The organism is Bradyrhizobium yuanmingense (genome assembly GCF_029167105.1).
In the GTDB taxonomy this organism is placed as follows: Bacteria; Pseudomonadota; Alphaproteobacteria; order Rhizobiales; family Xanthobacteraceae; genus Bradyrhizobium; species Bradyrhizobium yuanmingense_A.
In genome coordinates, this window is sequence record NZ_JARFML010000026.1 from 19,357 (window position 1) to 42,080 (window position 22,724).

Below are 22,724 nucleotides of genomic sequence, written 5' to 3' on the forward strand. Positions count from 1 at the left end.
TCTGATCAGCCGCGATAGATCGGCGCGCCGCTCGGCGAGGCCACCGCGCCGCCGTCGACGAAGATCTCCTGCCCCTGCACATGCGCGGAATCATCGGAGGCGAGGAACAGCACCGTCTTCGCCACGTGATCGGTTTCACCGAGGCGGCCGAGCGGCGTCGAAAGCGCAATCCGCCTTTCGAACTCCTTCTCGGCTTCCGGCGTCGCCGTTGCAGGCCCCCAGATCGGGGTGCGGGTCGCACCCGGCGCCACGACGTTGACGCGGATGCCGCGCGGCGACAACTCCGACGCCATGATCCGCGCCATCGCCCGCACGCCGGCCTTTGCTGCGCCATAGGCCGAGTAGCCGGGAATGCCGAGCACCGAAATCACCGAGCCGTTGAGGATGATCGAGGCGTTGTCGTTGAGATGGGGCAGCGCGGATTGAACGGTGAAGAACACGCCGGTCAAATTGGTGCTGATCACCTTCTCGAACACCTCTGGCGTCGCCGATCCCAGCGGTGTGCCGCCGGCGATGCCGGCATTGGCGAACACGATATCGAACTTGCCGAACTTTTCCGCGCCCTGTTTGATCGCAGCTTCCGTCGCCGCGATGTCCGTCGCGTCCGCTGGCAGCGCGAGCGCGCTGGGCCCGAGCTCTTTCGCAGCCGCTGCCAGCGTCTCCTTGTTGCGCCCCGTGATCACCACCTTGGCGCCCTCGGCCACGAACAGTTTTGCCGTTGCCAGCCCGATGCCGCTATTGCCGCCGGTGATCAGGGCTGTCTTTCCTCGAAGTCTCACGCTCGCCTCCATTAGTTGCATGATGAAACTAGATTGCCATCTAGGCCATTTGGTTTTATGATGCAACCACACAAGCGTGTGATCGGCGCTCGCGCCGTGCGAATGCGACAGGACGAACGAGAATGGTGAAACGGACGAGCTTCGAGGGCGATGCCTGCCCGATCGCGCGGTCGCTGGAGGCGCTCGGCGACTGGTGGTCGCTCCTGATCATCCGCGAGGCGCTGTTCGGCGTCCGCCGCTTCGGCGAGTTTCAGAACAAGCTGGGCATGGCCAAGAACATCCTGGCGGCGCGGCTGCGATCGCTGGTCGACCACGGCATTCTGGAAACCGCCCCCGCCTCCGACGGGAGCGCCTATCAGGAATATGTGCTGACGCCGAAAGGCCGCGGCACCTTCCCGATCCTGGTCGCCTTGCGGCAATGGAGCGAGGAGTTCGACGACCGCCCCGAGGAGATTGCGACGATGCTGGTCGATCGCGAGAAGGGCCGTCCGGTGAAGAAGCTGGAAATGCGCGCCGAGGATGGCCGCCTGCTCACGCCGGCGGAGACCACGCTGAAGCCACGACCGTCGTCGCGACGTCGGTCGGCGTGATTGTGGCGCACTGCCCCCACGACGTCATTGCGAGGAGCGCTTGCGACGAAGCAATCCAGAATCCCACCGCGGCAAGACTCTGGATTGCTTCGCTACACTCGCAATGACGGGGAGAGAGCGGCGCTCAAGTCTCTCACGATCACCGGGGAGCCCGCTCTCACGACAGCTTGCGCTTGGTCCGTAGCCGCAGGTGCTCGTCGGCCTCGAGCTTGGTCATGCCTAAGAGATAATGCAGCACGTCCAGCTTGTGGCGCTCGGCCAGCTTGCGCAGAGCGCCGGTTTGCTCGGCGATGAAGGCCACGGCCTCATCCGCACCGCCCTCCCCCGGTTCCTCGTGACGCGTGCCCCCCGGCGCGCCGGATCCGGCGCGCGCCCGTTTTTTTCCTGGCCTGGTCACCAGTACCCCACCCGAATCCATGCCCCGACAGGACATTACGCCCACATCAACCGCAACTCCAAGGTGGTATTCTGCAACTTTTTCGATATGAAACTTTTCCCATTGCGGCGACTTTCAACACCCCACGATTTGACAGGGGCCCGCTCACCACCCATGTTCGGGTCGAAACGGCCGACCCGAATCCTTTCGCTTTCGGCCCAAGATTTTCCCGTAAGCCACTGGAACTAAATGAATATCGTCATCGTGGAGTCGCCGGCGAAAGCCAAGACGATCAACAAATATCTGGGCTCGTCCTATGAGGTTCTGGCCTCGTTCGGCCATGTCCGCGATCTCCCGGCGAAGAACGGTTCCGTCGATCCCGACGCCAATTTCAAGATGATCTGGGAGGTCGACCCCAAGGCGGCCGGCCGGCTCAACGATATCGCGAAGTCGCTGAAGGGCGCCGACCGCCTGATTCTCGCCACCGACCCCGATCGCGAGGGCGAAGCCATCTCCTGGCACGTGTTGGAGGTGATGAAGGAGAAGCGCGCGCTGAAGGATCAGAAGATCGAGCGCGTGGTGTTCAACGCCATCACCAAGCAGGCCGTCTCGGAGGCGATGAAGCATCCGCGCGAGATCGACGGCGCCCTGGTCGACGCCTACATGGCGCGCCGTGCGCTCGACTATCTGGTCGGCTTCACCCTCTCCCCCGTGCTGTGGCGCAAGCTGCCGGGCGCCCGCTCGGCCGGCCGCGTGCAGTCGGTGGCGCTGCGCCTCGTCTGCGACCGCGAGCTCGAGATCGAGAAGTTCGTAGCCCGCGAATACTGGTCGCTGATCGCGACCCTGCTCACCCCGCGGGGCGATGCCTTCGAGGCGCGCCTCGTCGGCGCCGACGGCAAGAAGATCCAACGCCTCGACATCGGCACCGGCGCGGAAGCCGAAGACTTCAAGAAGGCGCTGGAACTGGCGACTTACGCGGTCACCGCGGTCGACGCCAAGCCGGCCCGTCGCAATCCGCAGGCGCCCTTCACCACCTCGACGCTGCAGCAGGAAGCCAGCCGCAAATACGGCTTTGCGCCGGCGCATACGATGCGCATCGCCCAGCGTCTTTATGAGGGCATCGACATCGGTGGCGAGACCACCGGACTCATTACTTATATGCGTACCGACGGCGTGCAGATCGCCCCCGAGGCGATCACCCAGGCGCGCAAGGTGATCGGCGAGGATTACGGCAACGCCTACGTGCCGGATAGCCCGCGCCAATACCAGGCCAAGGCCAAGAACGCCCAGGAAGCGCACGAAGCGATCCGCCCGACCGACCTCTCGCGCCGCCCCGACAGCATGAGCCGCAAGCTCGATGCCGATCAGGCCAAGCTGTATGAGCTGATCTGGAAGCGCACCATCGCGAGCCAGATGGAATCCGCCGAGCTCGAGCGGACCACCGTCGACATCACGGCGAAGGCAGGCTCCCGTACGCTGGAGCTGCGCGCCACCGGCCAGGTCGTCAAGTTCGACGGCTTCCTCGCGCTCTACCAGGAAGGCCGCGACGACGAGGAGGACGAGGATTCCCGCCGCCTGCCCGCGATGAGCCAGGGCGAGGCCGTGAAACGGCAGAGCCTGTCCGTCACCCAGCATTTCACCGAGCCGCCGCCGCGTTTCTCGGAAGCATCTCTCGTCAAGCGCATGGAAGAGCTCGGCATCGGCCGGCCCTCGACCTATGCCTCGATCCTCCAGGTTCTGAAGGACCGCGGCTACGTCAAGCTGGAGAAGAAGCGTCTGCACGGCGAGGACAAGGGCCGCGTCGTGGTCGCCTTCCTCGAAAGCTTCTTTGCCCGCTATGTCGAGTACGACTTTACGGCGAGCCTCGAAGAGCAACTCGACCGCATCTCCAACAACGAGATCTCCTGGCAGCAGGTTCTGAAGGACTTTTGGACCGGCTTCATCGGCGCCGTCGACGACATCAAGGAGCTGCGGGTCGCCCAGGTGCTCGACGTGCTCGACGACATGCTGGGCCAGCACATCTATCCGCCCCGCGCCGATGGCGGCGATATCAGGCAGTGCCCGAACTGCGGCACCGGCCGGCTGAACCTCAAGGCCGGCAAGTTCGGCGCCTTCGTCGGCTGCTCGAACTATCCGGAATGCCGCTACACCCGTCAGCTCGCCGCCGATGGCGAGGCGACTGCTGACCGTTCGCTCGGCCAGGATCCCGACACGGGTCGCGATGTCTGGGTCAAGGCCGGCCGCTTCGGCCCCTACATCCAGCTCGGCGAGCAGAAGGATTATGAGGAAGGCGAGAAGCCCAAGCGCGCCGGCATTCCGAAGGGCACCTCGCCCGGCGACGTCGATCTCGAGCTTGCGCTGAAGCTGCTGTCGCTGCCGCGCGAGATCGGCAAGCATCCGGAGACCGGCCAGCCGATCACCGCGGGCCTCGGCCGCTTCGGACCGTTCGTGAAGCACGAGAAGACCTATGCGAGCTTAGAGGCCGGCGACGAGGTGTTCGACATCGGCCTCAATCGTGCGGTGACGCTGATCGCGGAGAAGGTTGCCAAGGGCCCGAGCCGTCGCTTCGGCGCCGATCCCGGCAAGGCGCTTGGCGATCATCCGACACTCGGCACCGTCACCGTGAAGAGCGGCCGTTACGGCGCCTATGTCACCGCCGGCGGCGTCAACGCGACCATCCCGGCCGAGTTCGAGAAGGACACCATCACGCTGCCGCAGGCGATCGCGCTGATCGACGAGCGCGCCGCCAAGGGCGGCGGCAAGCCCAAGAAGGCGGCGAAGCCGGCCAAGGCCAAGAAAGCGTCAGAGAAGGCTGCGGACGGCGAGGACGCCGCACCGAAGCCGAAGAAGCCGGCTGCGAAGAAAGCCGCGGCCAAATCCAAATCCGAATCCACCAGCAAGGCGCGCGCCGCCGTGCCGTCGACCGCAAAGACGTCGCCGACCAAGGCAGCCGCCACCAAGGCTCCGGCCAAGAAGAGTGCCGGCAAGACCTGAGATCAAGAATTAGAGGTTAAGTGAAACCAAAGACAGACCGTGGCTTTCCCGACAGGCAAGCCATCGTCGCCTTCATCAAGGCCAATCCAGGAAAGATCGGGACTCGCGACATCGCGCGCGAGTTCGGCCTGAAGAACGCCGATCGCGCCGAGCTCAGGCGCATGCTGCGCGAGCTCGCCGACGACGGCATCATCAAGAAGAAGCGCCACAAGGTCTCCGAGCCGGACGCGCTGCCGCCGACGCTGCTGGCCGACATCACCGGCCGCGACTCCGATGGCGAATTGATCGCCTGCCCCGCCGAATGGGACGAGGTCGAAAACGGCGAGCCGCCAAAGATCCTCATCGAGATGCCGCGCCGGCCGAGGCCCGGCACCGCCGCCGGCATCGGCGACCGCGCGCTGCTGCGCGTCGAGCGCAGCGATGACGACCAAGGTCCCGCCTATCGCGGCCGCATCATCAAGGTCATCGACAAGGCCAAGAGCCGCATCCTCGGCGTCTTCCGCAGCCTGCCCGAGGGCGGCGGCCGGCTCGTTCCCGTCGACAAGAAGTTCGCCGACCGCGAATTGAACATCGCCAAGGCCGACGCCGGCGGCGCTGAGGATGGCGACCTCGTCAGCGTCGACATCGTCCGCACCCGCGGCTTTGGCCTCGCCTCCGGCCGGGTGAAAGAGAAGCTCGGCTCGGTCAAGTCGGAAAAGGCGATCAGCCTGATCGCGATCTACGCCCACGACATCCCGCTGCAATTCTCCTCCGCCGCGGAGCGCGAGGCGGAAGCGGCGGAGCCGGCCAATCTGAAGGGCCGCGAGGATTGGCGCGACGTCCCGCTCATCACCATCGATCCGCCCGATGCCAAGGATCACGACGACGCCGTGCATGCCGAGCCCGATCCGGATCCCAACAACAAGGGCGGCTTCATCGTCAACGTCGCCATCGCCGATGTCAGCTTCTACGTGCGGCCGGGCACGGCGCTCGACCGCGACGCGCTCGATCGCGGCAACTCGGTCTATTTCCCCGACCGCGTCGTGCCGATGCTGCCCGAGCGCATCTCCAACAATCTCTGCTCGCTGGTTCCCGGCGAGCCGCGCGGCGCGCTGGCGGTGCGCATGGTGCTCGGATCCGACGGCCGCAAGCGCTCGCACAGTTTTCATCGCATCCTGATGCGTTCGGCCGCCAAGCTCGCTTACGCGCAGGCGCAGGCCGCGATCGACGGCCGGCCTGACGACACCACCGGCCCCCTGCTCGATCCGATCCTGAGGCCGCTCTATGCCGCCTATGCCTGCGCCAAGCGCGCGCGTGACGAGCGCGATCCGCTCAATCTCGATCTGCCCGAGCGCAAGATCCTCCTGAAGAGCGACGGCACCGTGGACCGCGTCGTGGTCCCCGAGCGTCTCGATGCGCACAAGCTGATCGAGGAGTTCATGATCCTCGCCAACGTCGCCGCAGCGGAGACATTGGAGAAGAAATCGCTGCCGCTGATCTACCGCGTGCACGACGAGCCGACCTTGGAGAAGGTTCACGCGCTCGCGGAATTCCTGGAGACGCTGGACGTTCCCTTCGCCAAGTCCGGCGCGCTCCGTCCGACCACGTTCAACCGCGTGCTGGCTCAGCTTGAAGGCCACGACTATTACCCGCTGGTGAGCGAGGTGGTGCTGCGCGCGCAGGCGCAGGCCGAATATTCCTCGGAGAATTACGGTCACTTCGGCCTGAACCTGCGGCGCTATGCGCATTTCACCTCGCCGATCCGCCGCTATGCCGACCTCGTCGTGCACCGCGCGCTGGTCCGTGCGCTTGGCCTTGGCGAAGGCGCCCTGCCCGATAGCGAGACGCCGGAAAGCTTGAGCGAAGTCGCCGCGCATATCTCGCTGACCGAGCGGCGCGCCATGAAGGCGGAGCGCGAGACCGTCGATCGCCTGATCGCCCATCACCTCGCCGATCGCATCGGCGCCAGCTTCCAGGGCCGCGTTTCCGGCGTCACCCGCGCCGGCCTGTTCGTGAAGCTCTCCGAGACCGGCGCTGACGGCTTGATCCCGATCCGATCCCTCGGCACGGAATATTTCAACTATGACGAGGGCCGCCATGCACTCGTCGGCACACGCAGCGGCACCATGTACCAGCTCGGCGACGTCGTCGACGTCCGCCTGATCGAGGCCGCTCCGATCGCGGGTGCGCTGCGCTTCGAGCTGCTGTCGTCGGAGAGCGACAGCGGCCCGCGCCAGCGCAGGCCGCTCCGTCCGCAGCGCAAATCGTCCAAGCCGCATCCCGGACGCAGCCCGGAGCGAAAACGCAAGCCGGAGAAGCAAAAGTCCGGCAAGGGGAAGAAGGCGAAAGGAAAGAACAAGGGTAAGGGCAAGAAGGGCAAGGCGTGGTGACGATGAGGACGGCCCCGAAGGTCTGGACGCGCGAGAGCGGCCTCGTCGAGAAGCGCGACGTCTGGTCGGCAATGAAGCGCGGATTCCGCGGCCGCTGCCCGCGCTGCGGCGACGGCAAGCTGTTCCGCGCCTTCCTGAAGACCGCCGATCATTGCGCCAGATGCGGCCTCGACTTCACGCCGCATCGCGCCGACGATCTGCCGGCCTATCTCGTCATCGTCATCGTCGGCCACATCGTGGTGCCGGCCATCCTCTGGATCGAGACCAATTACTCGACCCCGGTCTGGCTCAGCTTCGCGGCCTATCTGCCCTTCACCTTCGTCGCCTCGCTCGCGCTGCTGCAGCCCGTGAAGGGAGCTGTGGTCGGCTTGCAATGGGCTCTGCGCATGCACGGGTTTGACGACAACCCTCCCGATGGTATTCCGCCTGTGTAAGCACGTAAAAGAACAGTTCGGGTGAGGACATGACCGATATTTCGCAGGCCGAGGAGAAGACCAGGGTTCACGAGGAGAAGGAAGCCGATCATCATCCTTACTTCCGCCCGAAGGATGCGGCGACGCTGATCCTGGTCGACCGCAGCGGCGCCATTCCGAAAGTGCTGGTCGGCAAGCGCCACGACAAGGTGGTGTTCATGCCGGGAAAATTCGTCTTCCCAGGCGGGCGCGTCGACAAGGCCGATTATCGCGTGCCCTGCGCTGCGCCCATCACCGCCGAGCTGGAAGCCAATCTCGCCAAGGGCAGCCCGAAGACGCCGGCCTCGCGCGCGAAATCGCTCGCCATTGCCGCCATCCGCGAAGCCTGCGAGGAGACCGGCCTCTGCCTCGGCCGCAAGGCCGAAGGCAAAGTGCCGAGGCTCGAAGGCCCCTGGCAGCCGTTCGCGGATGCGGGCCTGCTGCCTGATCCCTCCAGCCTGTTCCTGATCGCGCGCGCGATCACCCCGCCCGGCCGCGTCAAGCGCTTCGACACGCGTTTCTTCACCGCCGATGCCTCCGCGATCACCCACCGCGTCGAAGGCGTGATCCATGCCGATGCGGAGCTGGTCGAGCTGGTCTGGGTCGAGCTCGGCTCAAAACCGCTCGCCGACCTGCATCCGATGACGCGCAACGTGCTCAACGAACTCGACACCCGCCTTGCCACCGGCCCGCTCCGCCACGACGCGCCGGTGCCGTTCTTCCACTTCTACGGCGGCAGGATGCAGAAGGATGTTTTGAGCTAGGTGGCTATTCGGCGTCGTTGTGGACGCCCAAAGCTCTCTCCGTCATTCCGGGGCGCGCGCAGCGCGAACTACGATGCGCAATTGCGCATCTGAGAATCCATCGCTCGGTAGTCTTTGCAGCCCAATGGATTCCGGGCTCGCCGCTCCGCGGCGCCCCGGAATGACGTGCTGAGAGATCTGCGAAAAACAAAATATTCTTCCCGCCTCACCCGATGGCGGAGTTCCGCCGCGTCCCTATGTCTTTCCGAGCGTCACCAAGAAGGATACCGGGCGATGGCACAACGGCAACTCAAGCTTGGCGCGTTCATGCGCCCGATCAGCATCCACACCGGCGCCTGGCGCTATCCCGGGGCCTGGCCCGACGCCAATTTCAACTTCTCGCACATCAAGACGCTGATCCGAAAGCTCGAGGCCGGCAAGTTCGACGCCTTCTTCATGGCCGATCACCTCGCCGTGCTGAACATGCCGATCAACGCGCTCAAGCGCAGCCACACGGTGACATCCTTCGAGCCGTTCACCCTGCTGTCGGCTTTGTCAGCCGTGACCGAGCGCATCGGCCTGATCGCGACCGGCTCGACCACCTTTGACGAGCCCTATCACGTCGCGCGCCGCTTCGCCTCGCTCGACCATCTCAGCGGCGGCCGCGCCGGCTGGAACATCGTCACCACCTCGAACCCGGACGCGGCGCTGAATTTCGGCCTCGACGATCACATGGAGCACGCCGAGCGCTACAAGCGCGCCCGCGAGTTCTACGACGTCGTCACCGGCCTCTGGGACTCCTTCGCCGACGATGCCTTCATGCGCGACGTCGAGAGCGGCCTGTTCTTCGATCCCGCCAGGATGCACACCCTCGACCACAAGGGCAAATACTTCAAAGTGCGCGGCCCCCTCAACATCGCCCGCCCCGTGCAAGGCTGGCCCCTAATCGTGCAGGCCGGCGCCTCCGAAGACGGCAAGCAGCTCGCCGCCGAGACCGCGGAAGCGGTGTTCACCGGCGGCGGCAGCCTCGCCGACGGCCAAAAGCTCTATGCCGACATCAAGGGCCGCATGGAGAGGATCGGCCGCGACCCCGAGCACCTGAAGATCCTCCCCGGCGCCTTCGTCGTCGTGGGCGACAGCGTGGACGAGGCCAAGGAGAAGCGCGCTTTGCTCGACAGCCGCGTGCACTACGACAGCGCCATTGCCTCGCTCTCCGTCATCCTCGGCACCGATGCCTCCGGCTTCGATCCCGATGGGCCGCTTCCCGAAATCCCCGAGACCAATGCCAGCAAGAGCGGCCGGCAGCGCCTGGTCGATCTCGCCGCCCGCGAGAAGCTCACCGTGCGCCAGCTCGCCCAGCGCGTCGGCGGCTATGGTGGGCTGTCCTTCGTCGGCACCGCCAAGACCATCGCCGACCAGATGGAGGAATGGCTGGTCGGGCGCGGCTCGGACGGCTTCAACATCATGTTCCCGTTCCTGCCCGCCGGCCTCGACGATTTCGTCGACAAGGTGGTCCCGGAGCTGCAGAAGCGCAGGATTTTCCGCAAAGAGTATGAAGGGCCCACTTTGAGGGAGAATCTGGGCCTGCCGCGGCCGAAAAACCGGTTCTTCGAGGCCTAATGGGCCCCATTTGAGCGGTTTCGGCCCCCTAAAACCTTGACTTCCGGCCGTTTCTGACTAGGTTGCCGGCCAACGCGGGCCGTTTGGCCGGCTCCAGATTCCCCTGATATTCTGAGGTTCAGAACATGGCCAAAGCGGTCACCATCAAGGTCAAGCTCGTGTCCTCGGCCGACACCGGCTTCTACTACGTCGCCAAGAAGAATTCGCGCACCATGACCGACAAGCTGGTCAAGAAGAAGTACGACCCGGTCGCGCGCAAGCACGTCGAATTCCGCGAAGCCAAGATCAAGTAAGATCGCGGCGTAGCGCTAAGGATTTCCGCGGGGCCCTTGCGGGCCCCGTTGTCATTTCGGCTCACGTGTCCCTGCGCGCGTGCCCTGCTGCCGAGCGCTGCGCTGCTTAGCGCAGCGAAGCAAATCTGGACCGTCTCTGCGGGATCACACGTGCGACACTCGGACGTGAGGAGAGGAACTGGCTTGAATCGTCGTTGTTGAGCCAGGGTCGTCAAGCGGCTATCTTTCGAGAGCGAGCCTCTGGTGTTACCGCTCGGCTGACATGATGGGAGAATCGCATGCGCACCGCCTTACTCATTGTCGTCATGGTCATCGGATTTTCTTCCGCAGCAAACGCTCAGTATGACTATCCCTGGTGCGTTTTTGGCGGAGGGCTCGGCGCTTCCGGAGACTGCATGTATTCGACGCGAGAACAGTGCCTCGCCTCGGCATCCGGGCGATCGAACACGTATTGCGATATAAACCCGCGCGTGAGGTTCAAGCAGCCGGCTCCGCCGCGGCCGCGCTGATCATGGTGCGCGCGCTTGCCTGTCTGCTCTTCGTCCTGATCACCATGTCCGCGCCCGGTCCGGCCGCAGCGCAGCGGTTCGGCGGCAACTTTCCGGTCTGTCTGCAGGAGTGGGAATGGGGCGGCGGCACCTACATTTCGTGCCAGTATCGTTCATTTGACGAATGCAGAGCCAGCGCTGCGGGCCGTTCGGCGATGTGCCTGGACAATCCTTATGTGCAACGCGCGCCCAACCCGGGGCGCAGCGCGCGTCCTCGATAGGGCAATGTAGCTAGCGCCGCCGTCCGCCTACGCCGTCCGCAGCACCGGCGCCGGCGGCTGCGACGGCTTGATCAGCGCGAACGCGACCTGCACGATGCCGCCGGCAAGGCCGAGCGCCACGCCGATGCGCCAGGCCATGGTGTAGGAGCCGAGCGCGTCGTAGAGCAGCCCGCCTCCATAGGCGCCGAGGAAGCTGCCGATCTGGTGGCTCATGAAGGCGAGGCCCTGGATCATCGCCTGCCAGCGCAGGCCGAACATCTCGGCGACCGCGCCCGCGACCAGCGGGCCGACGCCCATCCACAAAAAGCCCATGATCGCGCCGAACAGCAGCGTCGAGAACGGGCTTGCCGGCAGCATGAAGTACCAGGCGAGTGCGAGCGAGCGCAGGATGTAGATCCCGCCCAAGAGGGCCAGCTTGTTCCAGCGTTGGCCGGCCCAGCCGAAGAACAGCGAGCCCAGCACGTTGAAGCCGCCGATCATGCCGAGCGTCTGCGCGCTCAGCATCGGATCGAGGCCGCAGATCGCGAGATATGACGGCAGGTGCGTGGTGAGGAACACGAGCTGCATGCCGCAGACGAGATAGGCGCAGGTCATCACCACGAAGGAGGCATTGCCGAACGCGGTCCTCGCCGCGGCTGCAGCCGTGGCATCATCGATCTCGTCGGCCGCCGGCTTCGGCAACGGAATCTTGTCGACGCGGCCTGCATACCAGGCCGCAGGAACCATCAGCACCGACATGATGACGAAGCCCGCGAGCCCGACGCGCCAGCCAAAGCCCTCGTTGAGCATCTGTCCGATTGGCGCCGACAGCAGCGCGCCGAGCGAGCCCGCGCCGGAGACGATGCCGAGCACGGTCGAGCGCACCGTTTCAGGCACCGCGCGCGCCGCCACCGACATCGCGATCGCCGCCGCGGTGCAGGCGAGCGAGGTCCCGATCAGCACGCCGGCGCCGATCATGATGCTGATCATCCCATTCGCCGTCGCCATCAGCGCGAGCCCGGCGATGTACATCAGCGCGCCCACGATCATGATCGGCCGGAAGCCGTAGCGCACCGTGAGTGCGCCGGCGGGCGGCTGGAGGAAGCCCCAGGCGAGGTTCTGCACGGCCAGTGCCAGCGTGAAATCCGAGATCGAAATGTGGATGTCGTGCGTCAGCGGCTGCATGAAGATACCGAGCGACTGCCGCAGCCCCATGCTCAGCGTCAGCATGATCGAGGCGCCAATCAGGATCGGCAACGTCGGACGCAGGACCTGCAGCAGGGGCATTTTTCTTCTCCCTTTTGGGCGCGGCACGCGTGCCGTCGTCTGCTTTTGCCGATGTTTTTGGGTACACAGACCTGTGTACTTAGGCTATAGATGGAAGTGGCTGTCAAGCGAACAGGACGCATTCCGCTGCATGGCTCCCCCGCCTGCCCCACAGACGATGAAAGAGCGGATCCTTCAGACCGCCGACAAGCTGTTCTATCTGCAAGGCATTCGCGCCATCGGCGTCGACACCATCGCGGCCGAGGTCGGCATCAGTAAGCGCACGCTCTACAACCACTTCCCGTCCAAGGACGCGCTGATCGCGGCCTATCTCGAGCGCCGCTTCGTCAGCGCACGCCCCTCCGACAAGCCGCCCGGCGAGCAGATCCTCGCAACGTTCGATTCGCTGGAGCGGCGCTTCGCGGCGAAAGACTTTCGCGGCTGCCCGTTCGTCAATGCGGTCGCCGAGCTTGGACCTCAAGACCGCGCGGTGAAGAAGATCGCGATCGCCTTCAAGGAAAGCCGCCGCCTCTGGTTTCGCGACCGCCTGACCGAGCTCGGCGTTGCCGATGCGGACGCGCTAGCGACGCAGCTCGTGCTGCTGGTCGACGGCTCGATCGCGCAGGACTTGGTGCGTGACGATCCCGCGATGGCAAGAGCCGCGAAGGAAGCGGCGAAGGTGTTGTTGCGGAATGCCGGGGTGGATGTGGGTGGTGATGCGGAGAAAGAACGCAATCGGGCAAAGTAGCCGCTGTCCCAGTATCGTCAGGTGTCATCACCCGCGAAGGCGGGTGATCCAGTATTCCAGAGGCAATTGTGATTGAACCGAGAGGCCGCGGCGTACTGGATTCTCCGCCTACGCGGGAAATGACAGCGGCGGATGTGGGACCGGCGCCAGCCTACCAATATGCTCCTGTTTTGCCCGACGGGTCAAATAACGCTGCCGCCGACGCAAGCCACCGATCTGCCCGCGCAACCCATTGATCCAATGAACGCCGGCTACTGTGCATGGGGTTGTTTTCGCAACTTTATGCGGACGGCCCTCACGCCGCGTGCGACACTACGCGGTTGCGGCCGTCGTGCTTGGCGCGGTACAGCGCGGTGTCGGCGCGCTTGAGGACGTCGGCCACCGCCTCGCCCTTTCGCTCCAGCGTGGTCAGCCCGATCGAGATCGTGACCTCGATGCGCTTGGCACCCTTGTGGATCGCGAACGGCTCGCCCGCGATCGAGCGGCGCAGGCGCTCGGCGACCATGCCGGCGACGTGGAGATCCGTCTCCGGCATCACGATGACGAATTCCTCGCCGCCGTAGCGGCAGGCGAGATCAATGCCGCGGATCGATTTGCGCACGCGCACCGCGAACTCGCGCAGCACGTCGTCGCCGGCATCGTGGCCGTAATTGTCGTTGATCGACTTGAAATAGTCGATGTCCAGGATCATCAGCGCCAGCGGCTTGCCCCTCGTCGCGGCCTGCTCGGCGAGCGTCGCCAGATGACTCTCCATGTAGCGGCGATTGTGCAGGCCGGTCAGCGCGTCGGTGATCGCCATCTCGATCGAGTTCTGCACGTTGTCGCGCAGATGGTCGGTGTAGCGGCGGCGGCGGATCTGGGTGCGGGCGCGCGCCAGGAGCTCGGTCTTGTCGATCGGGCGCAGCAGGTAGTCGTTGACGCCGATCTCGAGGCCGCGCAGCAGCCGCGTCGAGTTCTCGGGGTCGGCGATGGCCAGGATCGGCACGTGGCGCGTGCGCTCCAGCGAGCGCGCCTGGCTGCACAGGCGCAGGCCGTCGAAATTGTTGAGGTCGAGCGAGACGATCAGGAGGTCGTAATTGCCCTCGGCGGCGTGGAACAGCGCTTCCGTCGGGTTCGGCTCGACATCGATGGTGTGCTCGGCGGCGAGGATCGTCGCCAGCCGCTCATAGGAGGACTGGCGGTCGTCGACCAGCAGGATGCGGCCGCCCTTGCCGGAGTCGGCGATCGCACTGCGCTCGGGCGCCTGCATGCCGATCTCGAGCGAGGTGATGGCGCGCATGCGCAGCTCATCCGTCATCATCTTCAGCCGCGTCAGCGAGCGCACGCGCGCGATCAGCACGACGTCGGAGACGGGTTTGGTCAGGAAGTCGTCGGCACCGGCCTCGAGCCCGCGGTTGCGGTCTGCGGGGCTGTCGAGCGCGGTGACCATCACCACCGGGATGTGGTGCGTCGCCGGATCGGTCTTGAGGCGGCGGCAGACCTCGAAGCCGTCCATGTCGGGCATCATCACGTCGAGCAGGATGATGTCGCATTCGGCACGCCTTGAGATCGCGAGCGCCTCGGTGCCGTTCGCGGCGGTCATCACGTCGAAATATTCGGCGGAAAGGCGGGCCTCTAACAGCTTGACGTTGGCGGGAACGTCATCGACGACCAGGATACGCGCGGACACTGTGAACTCACTTCCTATCCGATAAAACGCCGGACCGTCTCAATGAATTTGCCGACCGAGATCGGCTTGGACAAATAGGCTTCGCAGCCGCCCTCGCGGATGCGCTCTTCGTCGCCCTTCATCGCGAACGCCGTGACCGCGACGACGGGAATGGCACGCAGCTCCGGATCGTCCTTGATCCAGCGCGTCACCTCGAGGCCGGAGACCTGCGGCAGCTGGATGTCCATCAGCACGAGGTCGGGCCGCATCTTGCGCACGAGGTCGAGCGCCTCGTAACCGTTGCTGGTGCCGGAGGTCTGGTACCCGTGCGCCTCCAACAGGTCGCGGAAGAGCTTCATGTTGAGCTCGTTGTCTTCCACGATCAGGACGGTCTTAGCCATCCCGCCCTCCTGATTGGTCCGAAGGACCGGTACATGTGACGCCTCAGACGCCGCTTGCCGGCGTTTCGAAAACTGGATTCAAACTAGCCTCAGATTCGCTTGAGTTTCGTTAAACCCGAGGGTCCACTTTCTGCGATGTGGTTTCCAGTTGCTTGTCCGGGGCCGGAAGACTTGAGCACGAGACTCGGGCATGATGATTCCAAATTAGAGACCGAAAGTTAACGGAAAGGCAAACCGTCCCCGTGAAAAAGCCTGTTCACAACCCTCGCGAAGTCGCTGAAATCGTTGCGATTCAGGCCCTGTCCTTCGTCGCGGGCGAGCCGGAGCGGCTGGGCCTGTTCCTGGCCGAGACGGGGGTCGGTCCGGAGACCCTGCGCAACGCCGCCGCGGACCCGAATTTCCTCCTCAGCGTGCTCGATTTCGTGATGCGGGACGATGCCACGGTGAAGGCTTTTGCCGAGGCCGCGGAACTGCACCCGACCAACGTTGCCGCGGCGCGGCAGGTCCTCGGCGACGCGCTCGGCGACCCCTCCTGGGAGCGCGACGTGCCGTGAGCGTCCCAGAGCCGGCCGGGCCCCGCTGCTTCTGCCGGGATTGTCTGGCCGACCTCGACATGGGCGTGCGGCGCTGCACGGCCTGCGGTTCCCCCCGCCTCGTCCGCCACCGCTCGCTCGCCGGCCTGACCATTGCCCATATCGACTGCGACGCCTTCTACGCGACGGTCGAGAAGCGCGACAACCCTGACATCGCCGACAAGCCCGTCATCATCGGCGGGGGCAAGCGCGGCGTGGTTTCGGCCGCCTGCTACATCGCGCGCACCTATGGCGTTCGCTCGGCGATGCCGATGTTCAAGGCTCTGGAAGCCTGCCCACATGCGATCGTGATCCGCCCGGACATGGCAAAGTACGTCCGGGTGGGCCGCGAGGTCCGTCAGGCCATGCAGGCGCTGACGCCGCTGGTCGAGCCGCTCTCGATCGACGAGGCCTTTCTCGATCTCTCCGGCACCGAGCGGGTGCACGGCATGATCCCCGCCAAGGTGCTGGCGCGCTTTGCCCGCAACGTCGAGCGCGACGTCGGCATTACCGTCTCGGTCGGCCTGTCCTGCAACAAGTTCCTGGCCAAGATCGCCTCCGACCTCGACAAGCCCAGAGGCTTTGCCGCGCTCGACCAGGAGGAAGCGCGGTTGATGCTGGCGGAAAAGCCGGTCGGCTTCATCTTCGGCGTCGGTCCCGCGACGCAGGAACGCCTGGTGCAGCGCGGCTTCCGCATCATCGCCGACCTGCAGAAGGCCGACGAGATCGAGATGATGCGGCAGTTTCCGAGCGACGGCCGCAGGCTGTGGCGGCTCGCCCGCGGCATCGACGACCGCCGCGTCGAGCCTGACCGCGGCGCCAAGACGATCTCCAGCGAGACGACGTTCGAGACCGATATCCGCGATTTCGCGACGCTGGAGAAGATCCTGTGGCGGCTCTGCGAGAAGACGTCGTCGCGCCTGAAGAGCAGCGAGCTCGCCGGCTCCACCGTGACGCTGAAGCTGAAGACCGCCGATTTCCGCCAGCGCACGCGCTCGCAATCGATCGCCGCCCCAACGCAGCTGGCCGCGAAGATCTTCTCGATCTGCCGCGAGATGCTGGCCAAGGAAATCGACGGCACCGCCTTCCGCCTGATGGGCGCCGGCGTCAGCGCGCTGCGCGAGGGCTCGGCGATCGATGACACCGACATGCTCGACCGCCGCGCCGCCCACGCCGAACGCGCGGTCGACAGCCTGCGCAAGAAGTTCGGCAGCGCCGCGGTGATCCGCGGCATCGCCTACGAGGGCCCGGAGAAGGCGCAGGAGTGATGACGTGTGAACGCGATCTCAATGGGCTGCTGAGACAGATGAACCCGGAGCTGCGGCCGGGCACCTTCGTATTTTGCACGATCCCGGCAGACGAGACCATTCCCGCAGCAGTCGATCCGCTCCTGATCTTCCGAGAGCGGGAGGGCACAACGGTCGTAGCACCGCTGGAGGATGCCGAACGCGCGGGGCTGCGCTACGAATTCGCCTCGCGCCTGATCACGCTCACGGTTCACTCCGCGCTCGATGCGGTCGGCTTCCTGGCGGCAATCACGGCGCGCCTCGCCGACGCCGGCATCAGCGTGAATGCCGTGTCGGCGTTCCACCACGACCATCTCTTCGTACCCGTTGACCGTGCGGATGAGGCGATAGCCGTTCTGCGCGAGATGTCCGCAGCAACGTAGGATGGGTAGAGCGCAGCGAAACCCATCCTACGGTCACGTCAATCGGCGACTGCGACCGCCTCGATCTCGATCAGCCATTCCGGCGCAGCGAGCGCGGAAACGCCGACGAGTGTGGAGGCCGGCGGCTCCATGCCTTCGAAGAAGGCCGAGCGGGCCTTGCCGATGATGGGCCGCAGCTCCGGCTTGTAGTTCACCACGAAGGTCGTGATCTTGACGATGTTGGAATAGCTCGCCCCCGCGGCCTTCAGCGCGAGGCCGAGATTCTGCATCACCTGCGTCGTCTGCGCGGCGATATCGCCCTCGCCGACGATCCGCCCCTCCTCGTCGGTCGAGACCTGGCCGGAGATGTAGATCGTGCGCGCGCCCGTCGCGGTGACGACGTGGGAATAGGCTGGATTGTGATGCAGGCCGCTGGGGCGGAGATGGTCGAGCTTCGGCATGGGCTGGCTCCCCGAGTTTGTGGTTGGGAGGGAGCGTAGCGGGAGAGTGTGACGAGAGCTAGCCCGTCATGGCGAGGAGCAACGCGGCGAGGAGAGATCTCGTAGGTGGGCAAAGGCGCACTTGCGCCGTGCCCACCATCTATCAACGATTATCGAGAGAAGCGTGGGCACGCTCCGCTTTGCCCACCCTACGGCGCTGCTCGCGACGAGAGACATAGCCCTCAATTACAGGGCTTGCTGTCCTTCACGTCGAATTTGCCCATGGCGCCGGAGATGACGAAATCGTTGTAGTCGAGCATGAGCTGGCGCGAGACACCGTTCTCGTAGAGCTCGAACGCCATCGCATAGACCGGCGTCTGCTCGCCCTCCTTCTGCTGGGCGTCGCGGTCGAAATAGCTGACGGTGACTGGCCAGCGCTTGAGCGACTTCATGTGCTCGTCCGCAGTCGACGGATCGGACGAGGTGGCACGGTCGGCGGGGATCGGCTGACCGATCACGGTCAGCGTGTTGTAGACTTTCTGGCCGTCATCGGAGCCGTCATAGACGGAGAGTTCGAGCAGCGATTTGCCTTCCCTCGCCGCTGCGATGATGCGCTGGATCTGCTCGGTCGGGAACACGATCTTGCCGTCGAGCGTGAACGTCTTCGGCGCCGGAAGCTTCAGCTTGACGTTGATGTGGTCGCCGTCGCGCTCGGCCGAGCCGTCGACGCGGCCGGCATCCGCCTCGTTCATGCGCGTCTCGATCTTGAAACGGTAGCTCTTGCCGGCGGCGTCCTCCCAGGAGTTGGAGCGGAGGTCGCTGAGCGTGACCTTGCCCTCGCCGCTGTCGAGCTCGGAGACCTGGCGGAATTCCGAGGTATAGCCCTCGCAGGCGTTCCCCGTGAAATTGTAAAGGATCCGGCCGCGGGCGCTATTGACCGAATTGGTGCGCGATTTGACGAGGCGGAGATCATACAGCGCCTGGTGCGCGAGAAACGGGCCGTTGGCGGCCTGGGCTACGTCGCCAAGGCCGACACTGGCCGCGGCAAGCGCCATCACACCGAGCGAAGTCCGGAAAAGATGCACCATGTCTGTTCCCTGAGGAAAGCGCAGATTCGACATTTTAATGACCGTTCCATTGCGCCGCAACTGAGGCCGTACACGTAAAATTGCCCCTCCACGTTGAACCTGCCCAAGCCTCAACAAAATGCAGCCCCTCCGGTTGCTTGCATGTGGCCGCACGATGGGCGAAACAGGGCGCGCCCGGCCATCCAGGGGACGCGCCGGAGCGAAGGATTTTTGGACAACGAGGTCGGACATGGCGGGCACGGTCGAGCAGAAACTGGCGGAGCAAGGCATCAAGCTGCACGAGGCCCCCTCCCCCGTCGCCAACTACGTACCCTTTGTGCGCACGGGCAACCTCCTGTTCGTCTCCGGCCAGGTCTGCTTCGACCCCGCCGGCAAGCTGATTGCCAAGGGCAAGCTGGGCGCCGGCGTCTCGATCGAGGACGGCGCCGCAGCCGCGCGCGGCTGCGCCGTCAACCTGCTGGCCCAGGTCAAGGCGGCGCTTGGCGATCTCGACAAGGTCGTACGCGTGGTGCGCCTCGGCGGCTTCATCAACTCGGCCCCGGATTTCCTGGACGGGCCGAAGGTGCTCAACGGCGCCTCCGACCTGATGGTCGCCGCCTTCGGCGACAAGGGCCGCCACGCCCGCACCACCGTCGGCGTCGCCTCGCTGCCCGCGGATGCGGCGGTCGAGGTCGAGGGCGTGTTCGAGGTCGCCTGACGCCAAATGCGCGCTCCGGATTGGCTGACAGCGCGGCCGGTCGCCCATCGCGGCCTGCATGACATTTCGCGCGGCATCGTCGAGAACATGCCGGGCGCGGTGCAGGCTGCGATTGCCGGTAATTTTGCGATCGAGGTCGATATCCAGCTCTCGGCCGACGGCGAGGCCATGGTCCATCACGACCATGCCCTGGGCCGACTCACCGGGGCCACCGGCGAGGTGATCGCAATGACCGCGACCGAGCTGAAGGCCGTCAGGTTCAAGGACACCGACGAGCGGATGATGTCGCTCGCCGACCTCTGCGCCATGGTCGCCGGACGTGTGCCCCTGCTAATCGAGGTGAAGAGCCATTTCGGTGGCGATCGCAAGCTGGTGCAGCGGATGGCCGAGGTGTTGGCCTCGTATGACGGCCCCGCCGTCGGCATGTCCTTCGATCCCGACCAGGTGCTGGCGCTGCGTGACCTGTTGCCCAACCGTCCGCGCGGCATCGTCGCGCAGCGGAGCTATGAGGACGAGTACTGGGCCAACCTCACCCAGGAACAGCGCGACAGCATGCTGTACCTGCGCCACGGCTTGCAGACCCGGCCGCATTTCGTCGCCTTCAAGGTCGACCACCTGCCGGCCCCCGCCCCCTGGATCGCCCGCAACCTGTTCGGCTGCGCCCTGCTCGGCTGGACCGTCCGCACCCCGGAGCAGCGGAGCCGGGTCGGGCGGTATGCGGACCAGATGATCTTCGAGGGGTTCGTGCCGTAGGGGCTGCTCTCTCCGCGTCATTGCGAGGAGCTCTTGCGACAAAGCAATCCAGAATGCCGCCGCGGTGACAGTCTGAATTGCTTCGCTGCGCTCGCAATGACGGCCGTGGGGGCCATTGGATCACCCCCTTGAAGTTGCTGCTGCAATGCACGATCTTGCATGCAATGGCATCATCCGAAATTACGCTCGAGGCCGTACCATCCATTGGCGAGGTATCGCCGGAGGATTGGGACGCCTGCGCCAATCCCGGCGGACGGTGCAATGGGGCTGGCGCCGGAACCTCATCCGCCCTTCCAAGCGATTCCCTCGACCTCTCAAGACCCGCCTATAACCCGTTCGTCTCCCACGCCTTTCTCTCTGCGGCCGAGAAATCGGGTTCAGCCACGATCCGGACTGGCTGGGGAGCCCGGCATCTGGTCGCCAAGCTCGGCGGACGCGTCGCCGGAATCGTCCCCTGCTATCTGAAATCGCACAGCCAGGGCGAATACGTCTTCGATCGTGGCTGGGCGGATGCCTATGAGCGTGCCGGCGGACGCTACTACCCGAAGCTCCAGGTCTCGGTTCCCTTCACGCCGGCCACGGGGCCGCGGCTGCTGGTGCGTGATGGCGTCGATCGCGAGCGCATCACCGAGGCGCTGGCGAGTGGGCTCATAGCGCTGTGCGGCGTCAGCAAGGCCTCCTCCGTCCACGTCACCTTCGCGCAGGAGTCAGAATGGAAGCTGCTCGCCGAGCACGGCTTCCTCCAGCGCACCGACCAGCAGTTCCACTGGCACAATGAGGGCTTTGCGAGCTTCGACGACTTCCTGGCGACGCTGAACTCGCGCCATCGCAAATCGATCAAGCGCGAGCGGCGCGATGCGCTCGCGGCCGGCATCACGATCCACTGGCTCACCGGCAAGGACATCACCGAGGATGCCTGGGATGCCTTCTTCGCATTCTACATGGAGACCGGCTCGCGCAAATGGGGCCGGCCGTATCTGACGCGCGAGTTCTTCTCGCTGATCGGCGAGACCATGAACGAGGACGTGCTGCTGGTGATGGCCCGCCGCAACAATCGCTGGATTGCGGGCGCGATCAACTTCATCGGCTCGGACACGCTGTTCGGCCGCAACTGGGGCGCGGTCGAGCATCACCCGTTCCTGCATTTCGAGGTCTGCTACTACCAGGCGATCGATTTCGCGATCAAGCGCGGCCTCAAACACGTCGAGGCCGGCGCGCAGGGCGAGCACAAGATCGCGCGCGGCTACCTGCCGCGCACCACGCATTCCGCCCACTTCATCGCCGATCCCGGCCTGCGTCGCGCCATCGACGATTACCTCAAGCGCGAGCGCGCCTATGTCGCGGAAGCCGGACGAGAGCTTGCCGAGCTCGGCCCGTTCCGCAAAGGGGCCGACGAGGCGCCTTGACGCCTCGCAATTGCTGGTGACAGTAAGCGCAAATCGTCCGAGGAGCCGCCGCCATGACCGCCTATGACAGCAACAACATCTTCGCAAAGATCCTGCGCGGCGAGCTGCCTTGCTACAAGGTGTACGAGGACGAGCACGTCGTCGCCTTCCTCGACATCATGCCGCGCGTGCCCGGTCACACGCTGGTGATCCCGAAGGCCCCTGCCCGCAACATCCTCGACATCAAGCCCGACGATTACGCCCATGTCGCCCGCGGCGCGCACAAGATCGCGGCCGCCGCGATGAAGGCGTTCGACGCCGACGGCATCACCGTGCAGCAGTTCAACGAGCCTGCCGGCGGACAGGTGGTGTTTCACCTGCACATGCACGTGATGCCCCGCCACGACGGCGTCGCCATGCTGCCGCCGGCGAGCCGCAAGGAAGACGACAAGGTGCTGCAAGAGCACGCGGCGAAGCTGATGGCGGCGTTGAAGGGATAGCCGGCGCTGCATCCTCGTCATTGCGAGGAGCTCTTGCGACGAAGCAATCCAGACTGCCTCGGTGGAGGGATTCTGGATTGCTTCGCTGCGCTCGCAATGACGGGTTAGAGCGGAGGCCCCTCACTCCGTCTCGAAATCACCCTTTTGCGGCGCGGCCAGCGGCGTGAACTCGCAGCGGTCGGGCTTGATGTCGATCAGCGGCGTATTGTCGATGCAATCGAGGCCGCGCACCAGGATGGCATTGCCCTCGATGCCGACCAGCTTGACGATCGAGGTGCCGATCGGATTGGGCCGCACCGGCGAGCGCAGCGAAAACGTGCCGCGGGTCTTCTCGTTGTTCTTCGGGCTCTGCAGGATGATGTCGCGGCGCGACTTGTCGAGCCAGTAGAGCACTTCGAGATTGCTGTAGAAATCAACGCCCTTGATCGCGGGGACGAACGGCTCGAAGATCTCGAGCCGGCATACCGGGCCATCCTGTCGTCCTTGCCGCGGCGTCTCCAGTCGCGACGTCCAGGGGGTGCGGATACGACCGATGAAGACGAGACCGGCATCTTGCGTCGGCGGCAGCTCGATGGCGAGTTCGCCCTCGCGGAGCTCCTGTTCGCGAACCATAT

General features: G+C 65.1%; 25 protein-coding genes. 17 read left to right on the top strand and 8 right to left on the bottom strand.

What is annotated here, in order from left to right; genetic code table 11:
• Positions 1 to 5: 5 nt before the first annotated feature.
• Complete coding sequence (locus tag P0R31_RS28270) at positions 6 to 779, bottom strand: SDR family oxidoreductase (RefSeq protein WP_275517671.1); 774 nt, start codon at positions 777 to 779, stop codon at positions 6 to 8.
• Between the two features lie 122 nt (positions 780 to 901).
• Between P0R31_RS28270 and P0R31_RS28275 the strand changes: the two genes are divergently transcribed.
• Positions 902 to 1,369, top strand: coding sequence for a winged helix-turn-helix transcriptional regulator (locus P0R31_RS28275; protein ID WP_225170975.1), 468 nt, complete (start codon positions 902 to 904; stop codon positions 1,367 to 1,369).
• 157 nt (positions 1,370 to 1,526) lie between these two features.
• Here P0R31_RS28275 and P0R31_RS28280 read toward each other — a convergent pair whose 3' ends face one another.
• Positions 1,527 to 1,670 (bottom strand): hypothetical protein, encoded by a 144-nt coding sequence (locus P0R31_RS28280; RefSeq protein ID WP_225150133.1) that lies wholly within the window; start codon positions 1,668 to 1,670, stop codon positions 1,527 to 1,529.
• 324 nt (positions 1,671 to 1,994) lie between these two features.
• On the opposite strand from P0R31_RS28280, the gene topA reads away from it, so the two are divergent.
• The 8 genes from topA (at position 1,995) to P0R31_RS28320 (ending at position 10,985) form a co-directional block, all read left to right on the top strand.
• Positions 1,995 to 4,739, top strand: a complete 2,745-nt coding sequence (gene topA, locus P0R31_RS28285; RefSeq protein WP_275517673.1) for a type I DNA topoisomerase — start codon at positions 1,995 to 1,997, stop codon at positions 4,737 to 4,739.
• Between the two features lie 20 nt (positions 4,740 to 4,759).
• Positions 4,760 to 7,108 (top strand): ribonuclease R, encoded by a 2,349-nt coding sequence (rnr, locus tag P0R31_RS28290; RefSeq protein ID WP_275517675.1) that lies wholly within the window; start codon positions 4,760 to 4,762, stop codon positions 7,106 to 7,108.
• Positions 7,102 to 7,542, top strand: a complete 441-nt coding sequence (locus P0R31_RS28295; RefSeq protein WP_275517676.1) for a DUF983 domain-containing protein — start codon at positions 7,102 to 7,104, stop codon at positions 7,540 to 7,542. The genes rnr and P0R31_RS28295 overlap by 7 nt, the downstream gene beginning before the upstream one ends.
• 29 nt (positions 7,543 to 7,571) lie before the next feature.
• Positions 7,572 to 8,324, top strand: a complete 753-nt coding sequence (locus P0R31_RS28300) for an NUDIX hydrolase (RefSeq protein WP_275517677.1) — start codon at positions 7,572 to 7,574, stop codon at positions 8,322 to 8,324.
• 273 nt (positions 8,325 to 8,597) lie between these two features.
• Positions 8,598 to 9,923, top strand: coding sequence for an LLM class flavin-dependent oxidoreductase (locus tag P0R31_RS28305; protein ID WP_275517678.1), 1,326 nt, complete (start codon positions 8,598 to 8,600; stop codon positions 9,921 to 9,923).
• Positions 9,924 to 10,048: 125 nt separating this feature from the next.
• On the top strand, positions 10,049 to 10,216 hold the full coding sequence (gene rpmG, locus P0R31_RS28310) for a 50S ribosomal protein L33 (RefSeq protein ID WP_007603295.1): 168 nt from the start codon (positions 10,049 to 10,051) through the stop codon (positions 10,214 to 10,216).
• Between the two features lie 305 nt (positions 10,217 to 10,521).
• Positions 10,522 to 10,725, top strand: coding sequence for a DUF3551 domain-containing protein (locus P0R31_RS28315; RefSeq protein ID WP_275517788.1), 204 nt, complete (start codon positions 10,522 to 10,524; stop codon positions 10,723 to 10,725).
• Entirely contained in the window at positions 10,632 to 10,985 is a 354-nt protein-coding gene (locus tag P0R31_RS28320; RefSeq protein WP_275517680.1) for a DUF3551 domain-containing protein, read from the top strand. Before P0R31_RS28315 ends, P0R31_RS28320 begins: the two co-directional genes overlap by 94 nt.
• Before the next feature lie 27 nt (positions 10,986 to 11,012).
• Here the strand turns inward: P0R31_RS28320 and P0R31_RS28325 are convergent, their stop codons facing one another.
• Entirely contained in the window at positions 11,013 to 12,251 is a 1,239-nt protein-coding gene (locus P0R31_RS28325) for an MFS transporter (RefSeq protein WP_275517681.1), read from the bottom strand.
• A 130-nt stretch (positions 12,252 to 12,381) separates the two neighbouring features.
• Here P0R31_RS28325 and P0R31_RS28330 point away from each other — a divergent pair, with 130 nt between their 5' ends.
• Positions 12,382 to 12,978 (top strand): TetR/AcrR family transcriptional regulator, encoded by a 597-nt coding sequence (locus P0R31_RS28330; protein ID WP_343299342.1) that lies wholly within the window; start codon positions 12,382 to 12,384, stop codon positions 12,976 to 12,978.
• A 295-nt stretch (positions 12,979 to 13,273) separates the two neighbouring features.
• On the opposite strand, the gene P0R31_RS28335 is transcribed toward P0R31_RS28330, so the two are convergent.
• Together P0R31_RS28335 and P0R31_RS28340 are read right to left on the bottom strand one after the other, a co-directional pair.
• The gene (locus P0R31_RS28335; RefSeq protein ID WP_275517684.1) at positions 13,274 to 14,647 is read right to left on the bottom strand and encodes a PleD family two-component system response regulator; all 1,374 of its coding nucleotides are present in this window, start codon (positions 14,645 to 14,647) and stop codon (positions 13,274 to 13,276) included.
• A gap of 14 nt (positions 14,648 to 14,661) precedes the next feature.
• Positions 14,662 to 15,027, bottom strand: coding sequence for a response regulator (locus P0R31_RS28340; RefSeq protein ID WP_008566616.1), 366 nt, complete (start codon positions 15,025 to 15,027; stop codon positions 14,662 to 14,664).
• A gap of 242 nt (positions 15,028 to 15,269) precedes the next feature.
• On the opposite strand from P0R31_RS28340, the gene P0R31_RS28345 reads away from it, so the two are divergent.
• Genes P0R31_RS28345 through P0R31_RS28355 form a run of 3 tightly spaced genes read left to right on the top strand, consistent with a single transcriptional unit; the run spans position 15,270 to position 17,268 of the window.
• Entirely contained in the window at positions 15,270 to 15,581 is a 312-nt protein-coding gene (locus P0R31_RS28345; RefSeq protein WP_172783374.1) for a DUF3572 domain-containing protein, read from the top strand.
• On the top strand, positions 15,578 to 16,867 hold the full coding sequence (locus tag P0R31_RS28350; RefSeq protein WP_275517687.1) for a DNA polymerase IV: 1,290 nt from the start codon (positions 15,578 to 15,580) through the stop codon (positions 16,865 to 16,867). The genes P0R31_RS28345 and P0R31_RS28350 overlap by 4 nt, the downstream gene beginning before the upstream one ends.
• Complete coding sequence (locus P0R31_RS28355; protein ID WP_275517690.1) at positions 16,867 to 17,268, top strand: ACT domain-containing protein; 402 nt, start codon at positions 16,867 to 16,869, stop codon at positions 17,266 to 17,268. The genes P0R31_RS28350 and P0R31_RS28355 overlap by 1 nt, the downstream gene beginning before the upstream one ends.
• A 38-nt stretch (positions 17,269 to 17,306) precedes the next feature.
• Here P0R31_RS28355 and P0R31_RS28360 read toward each other — a convergent pair whose 3' ends face one another.
• Together P0R31_RS28360 and P0R31_RS28365 are read right to left on the bottom strand one after the other, a co-directional pair.
• Positions 17,307 to 17,708, bottom strand: coding sequence for a RidA family protein (locus P0R31_RS28360; protein WP_018646938.1), 402 nt, complete (start codon positions 17,706 to 17,708; stop codon positions 17,307 to 17,309).
• Positions 17,709 to 17,929: 221 nt separating this feature from the next.
• On the bottom strand, positions 17,930 to 18,775 hold the full coding sequence (locus P0R31_RS28365; RefSeq protein WP_275517691.1) for a cell envelope integrity EipB family protein: 846 nt from the start codon (positions 18,773 to 18,775) through the stop codon (positions 17,930 to 17,932).
• A 229-nt stretch (positions 18,776 to 19,004) separates the two neighbouring features.
• Here P0R31_RS28365 and P0R31_RS28370 point away from each other — a divergent pair, with 229 nt between their 5' ends.
• From P0R31_RS28370 to P0R31_RS28385, 4 genes are all read left to right on the top strand, one after another.
• Complete coding sequence (locus tag P0R31_RS28370; protein WP_036015166.1) at positions 19,005 to 19,472, top strand: RidA family protein; 468 nt, start codon at positions 19,005 to 19,007, stop codon at positions 19,470 to 19,472.
• A 6-nt stretch (positions 19,473 to 19,478) separates the two neighbouring features.
• Complete coding sequence (locus P0R31_RS28375) at positions 19,479 to 20,225, top strand: glycerophosphodiester phosphodiesterase (protein WP_275517693.1); 747 nt, start codon at positions 19,479 to 19,481, stop codon at positions 20,223 to 20,225.
• Between the two features lie 164 nt (positions 20,226 to 20,389).
• Complete coding sequence (locus tag P0R31_RS28380) at positions 20,390 to 21,631, top strand: GNAT family N-acetyltransferase (protein WP_275517695.1); 1,242 nt, start codon at positions 20,390 to 20,392, stop codon at positions 21,629 to 21,631.
• Positions 21,632 to 21,684: 53 nt separating this feature from the next.
• On the top strand, positions 21,685 to 22,110 hold the full coding sequence (locus P0R31_RS28385; RefSeq protein ID WP_275517696.1) for an HIT family protein: 426 nt from the start codon (positions 21,685 to 21,687) through the stop codon (positions 22,108 to 22,110).
• Positions 22,111 to 22,230: 120 nt separating this feature from the next.
• Here the strand turns inward: P0R31_RS28385 and tsaA are convergent, their stop codons facing one another.
• The gene (gene tsaA / locus P0R31_RS28390) at positions 22,231 to 22,722 is read right to left on the bottom strand and encodes a tRNA (N6-threonylcarbamoyladenosine(37)-N6)-methyltransferase TrmO (protein WP_275517698.1); all 492 of its coding nucleotides are present in this window, start codon (positions 22,720 to 22,722) and stop codon (positions 22,231 to 22,233) included.
• Positions 22,723 to 22,724 lie beyond the last annotated feature (2 nt).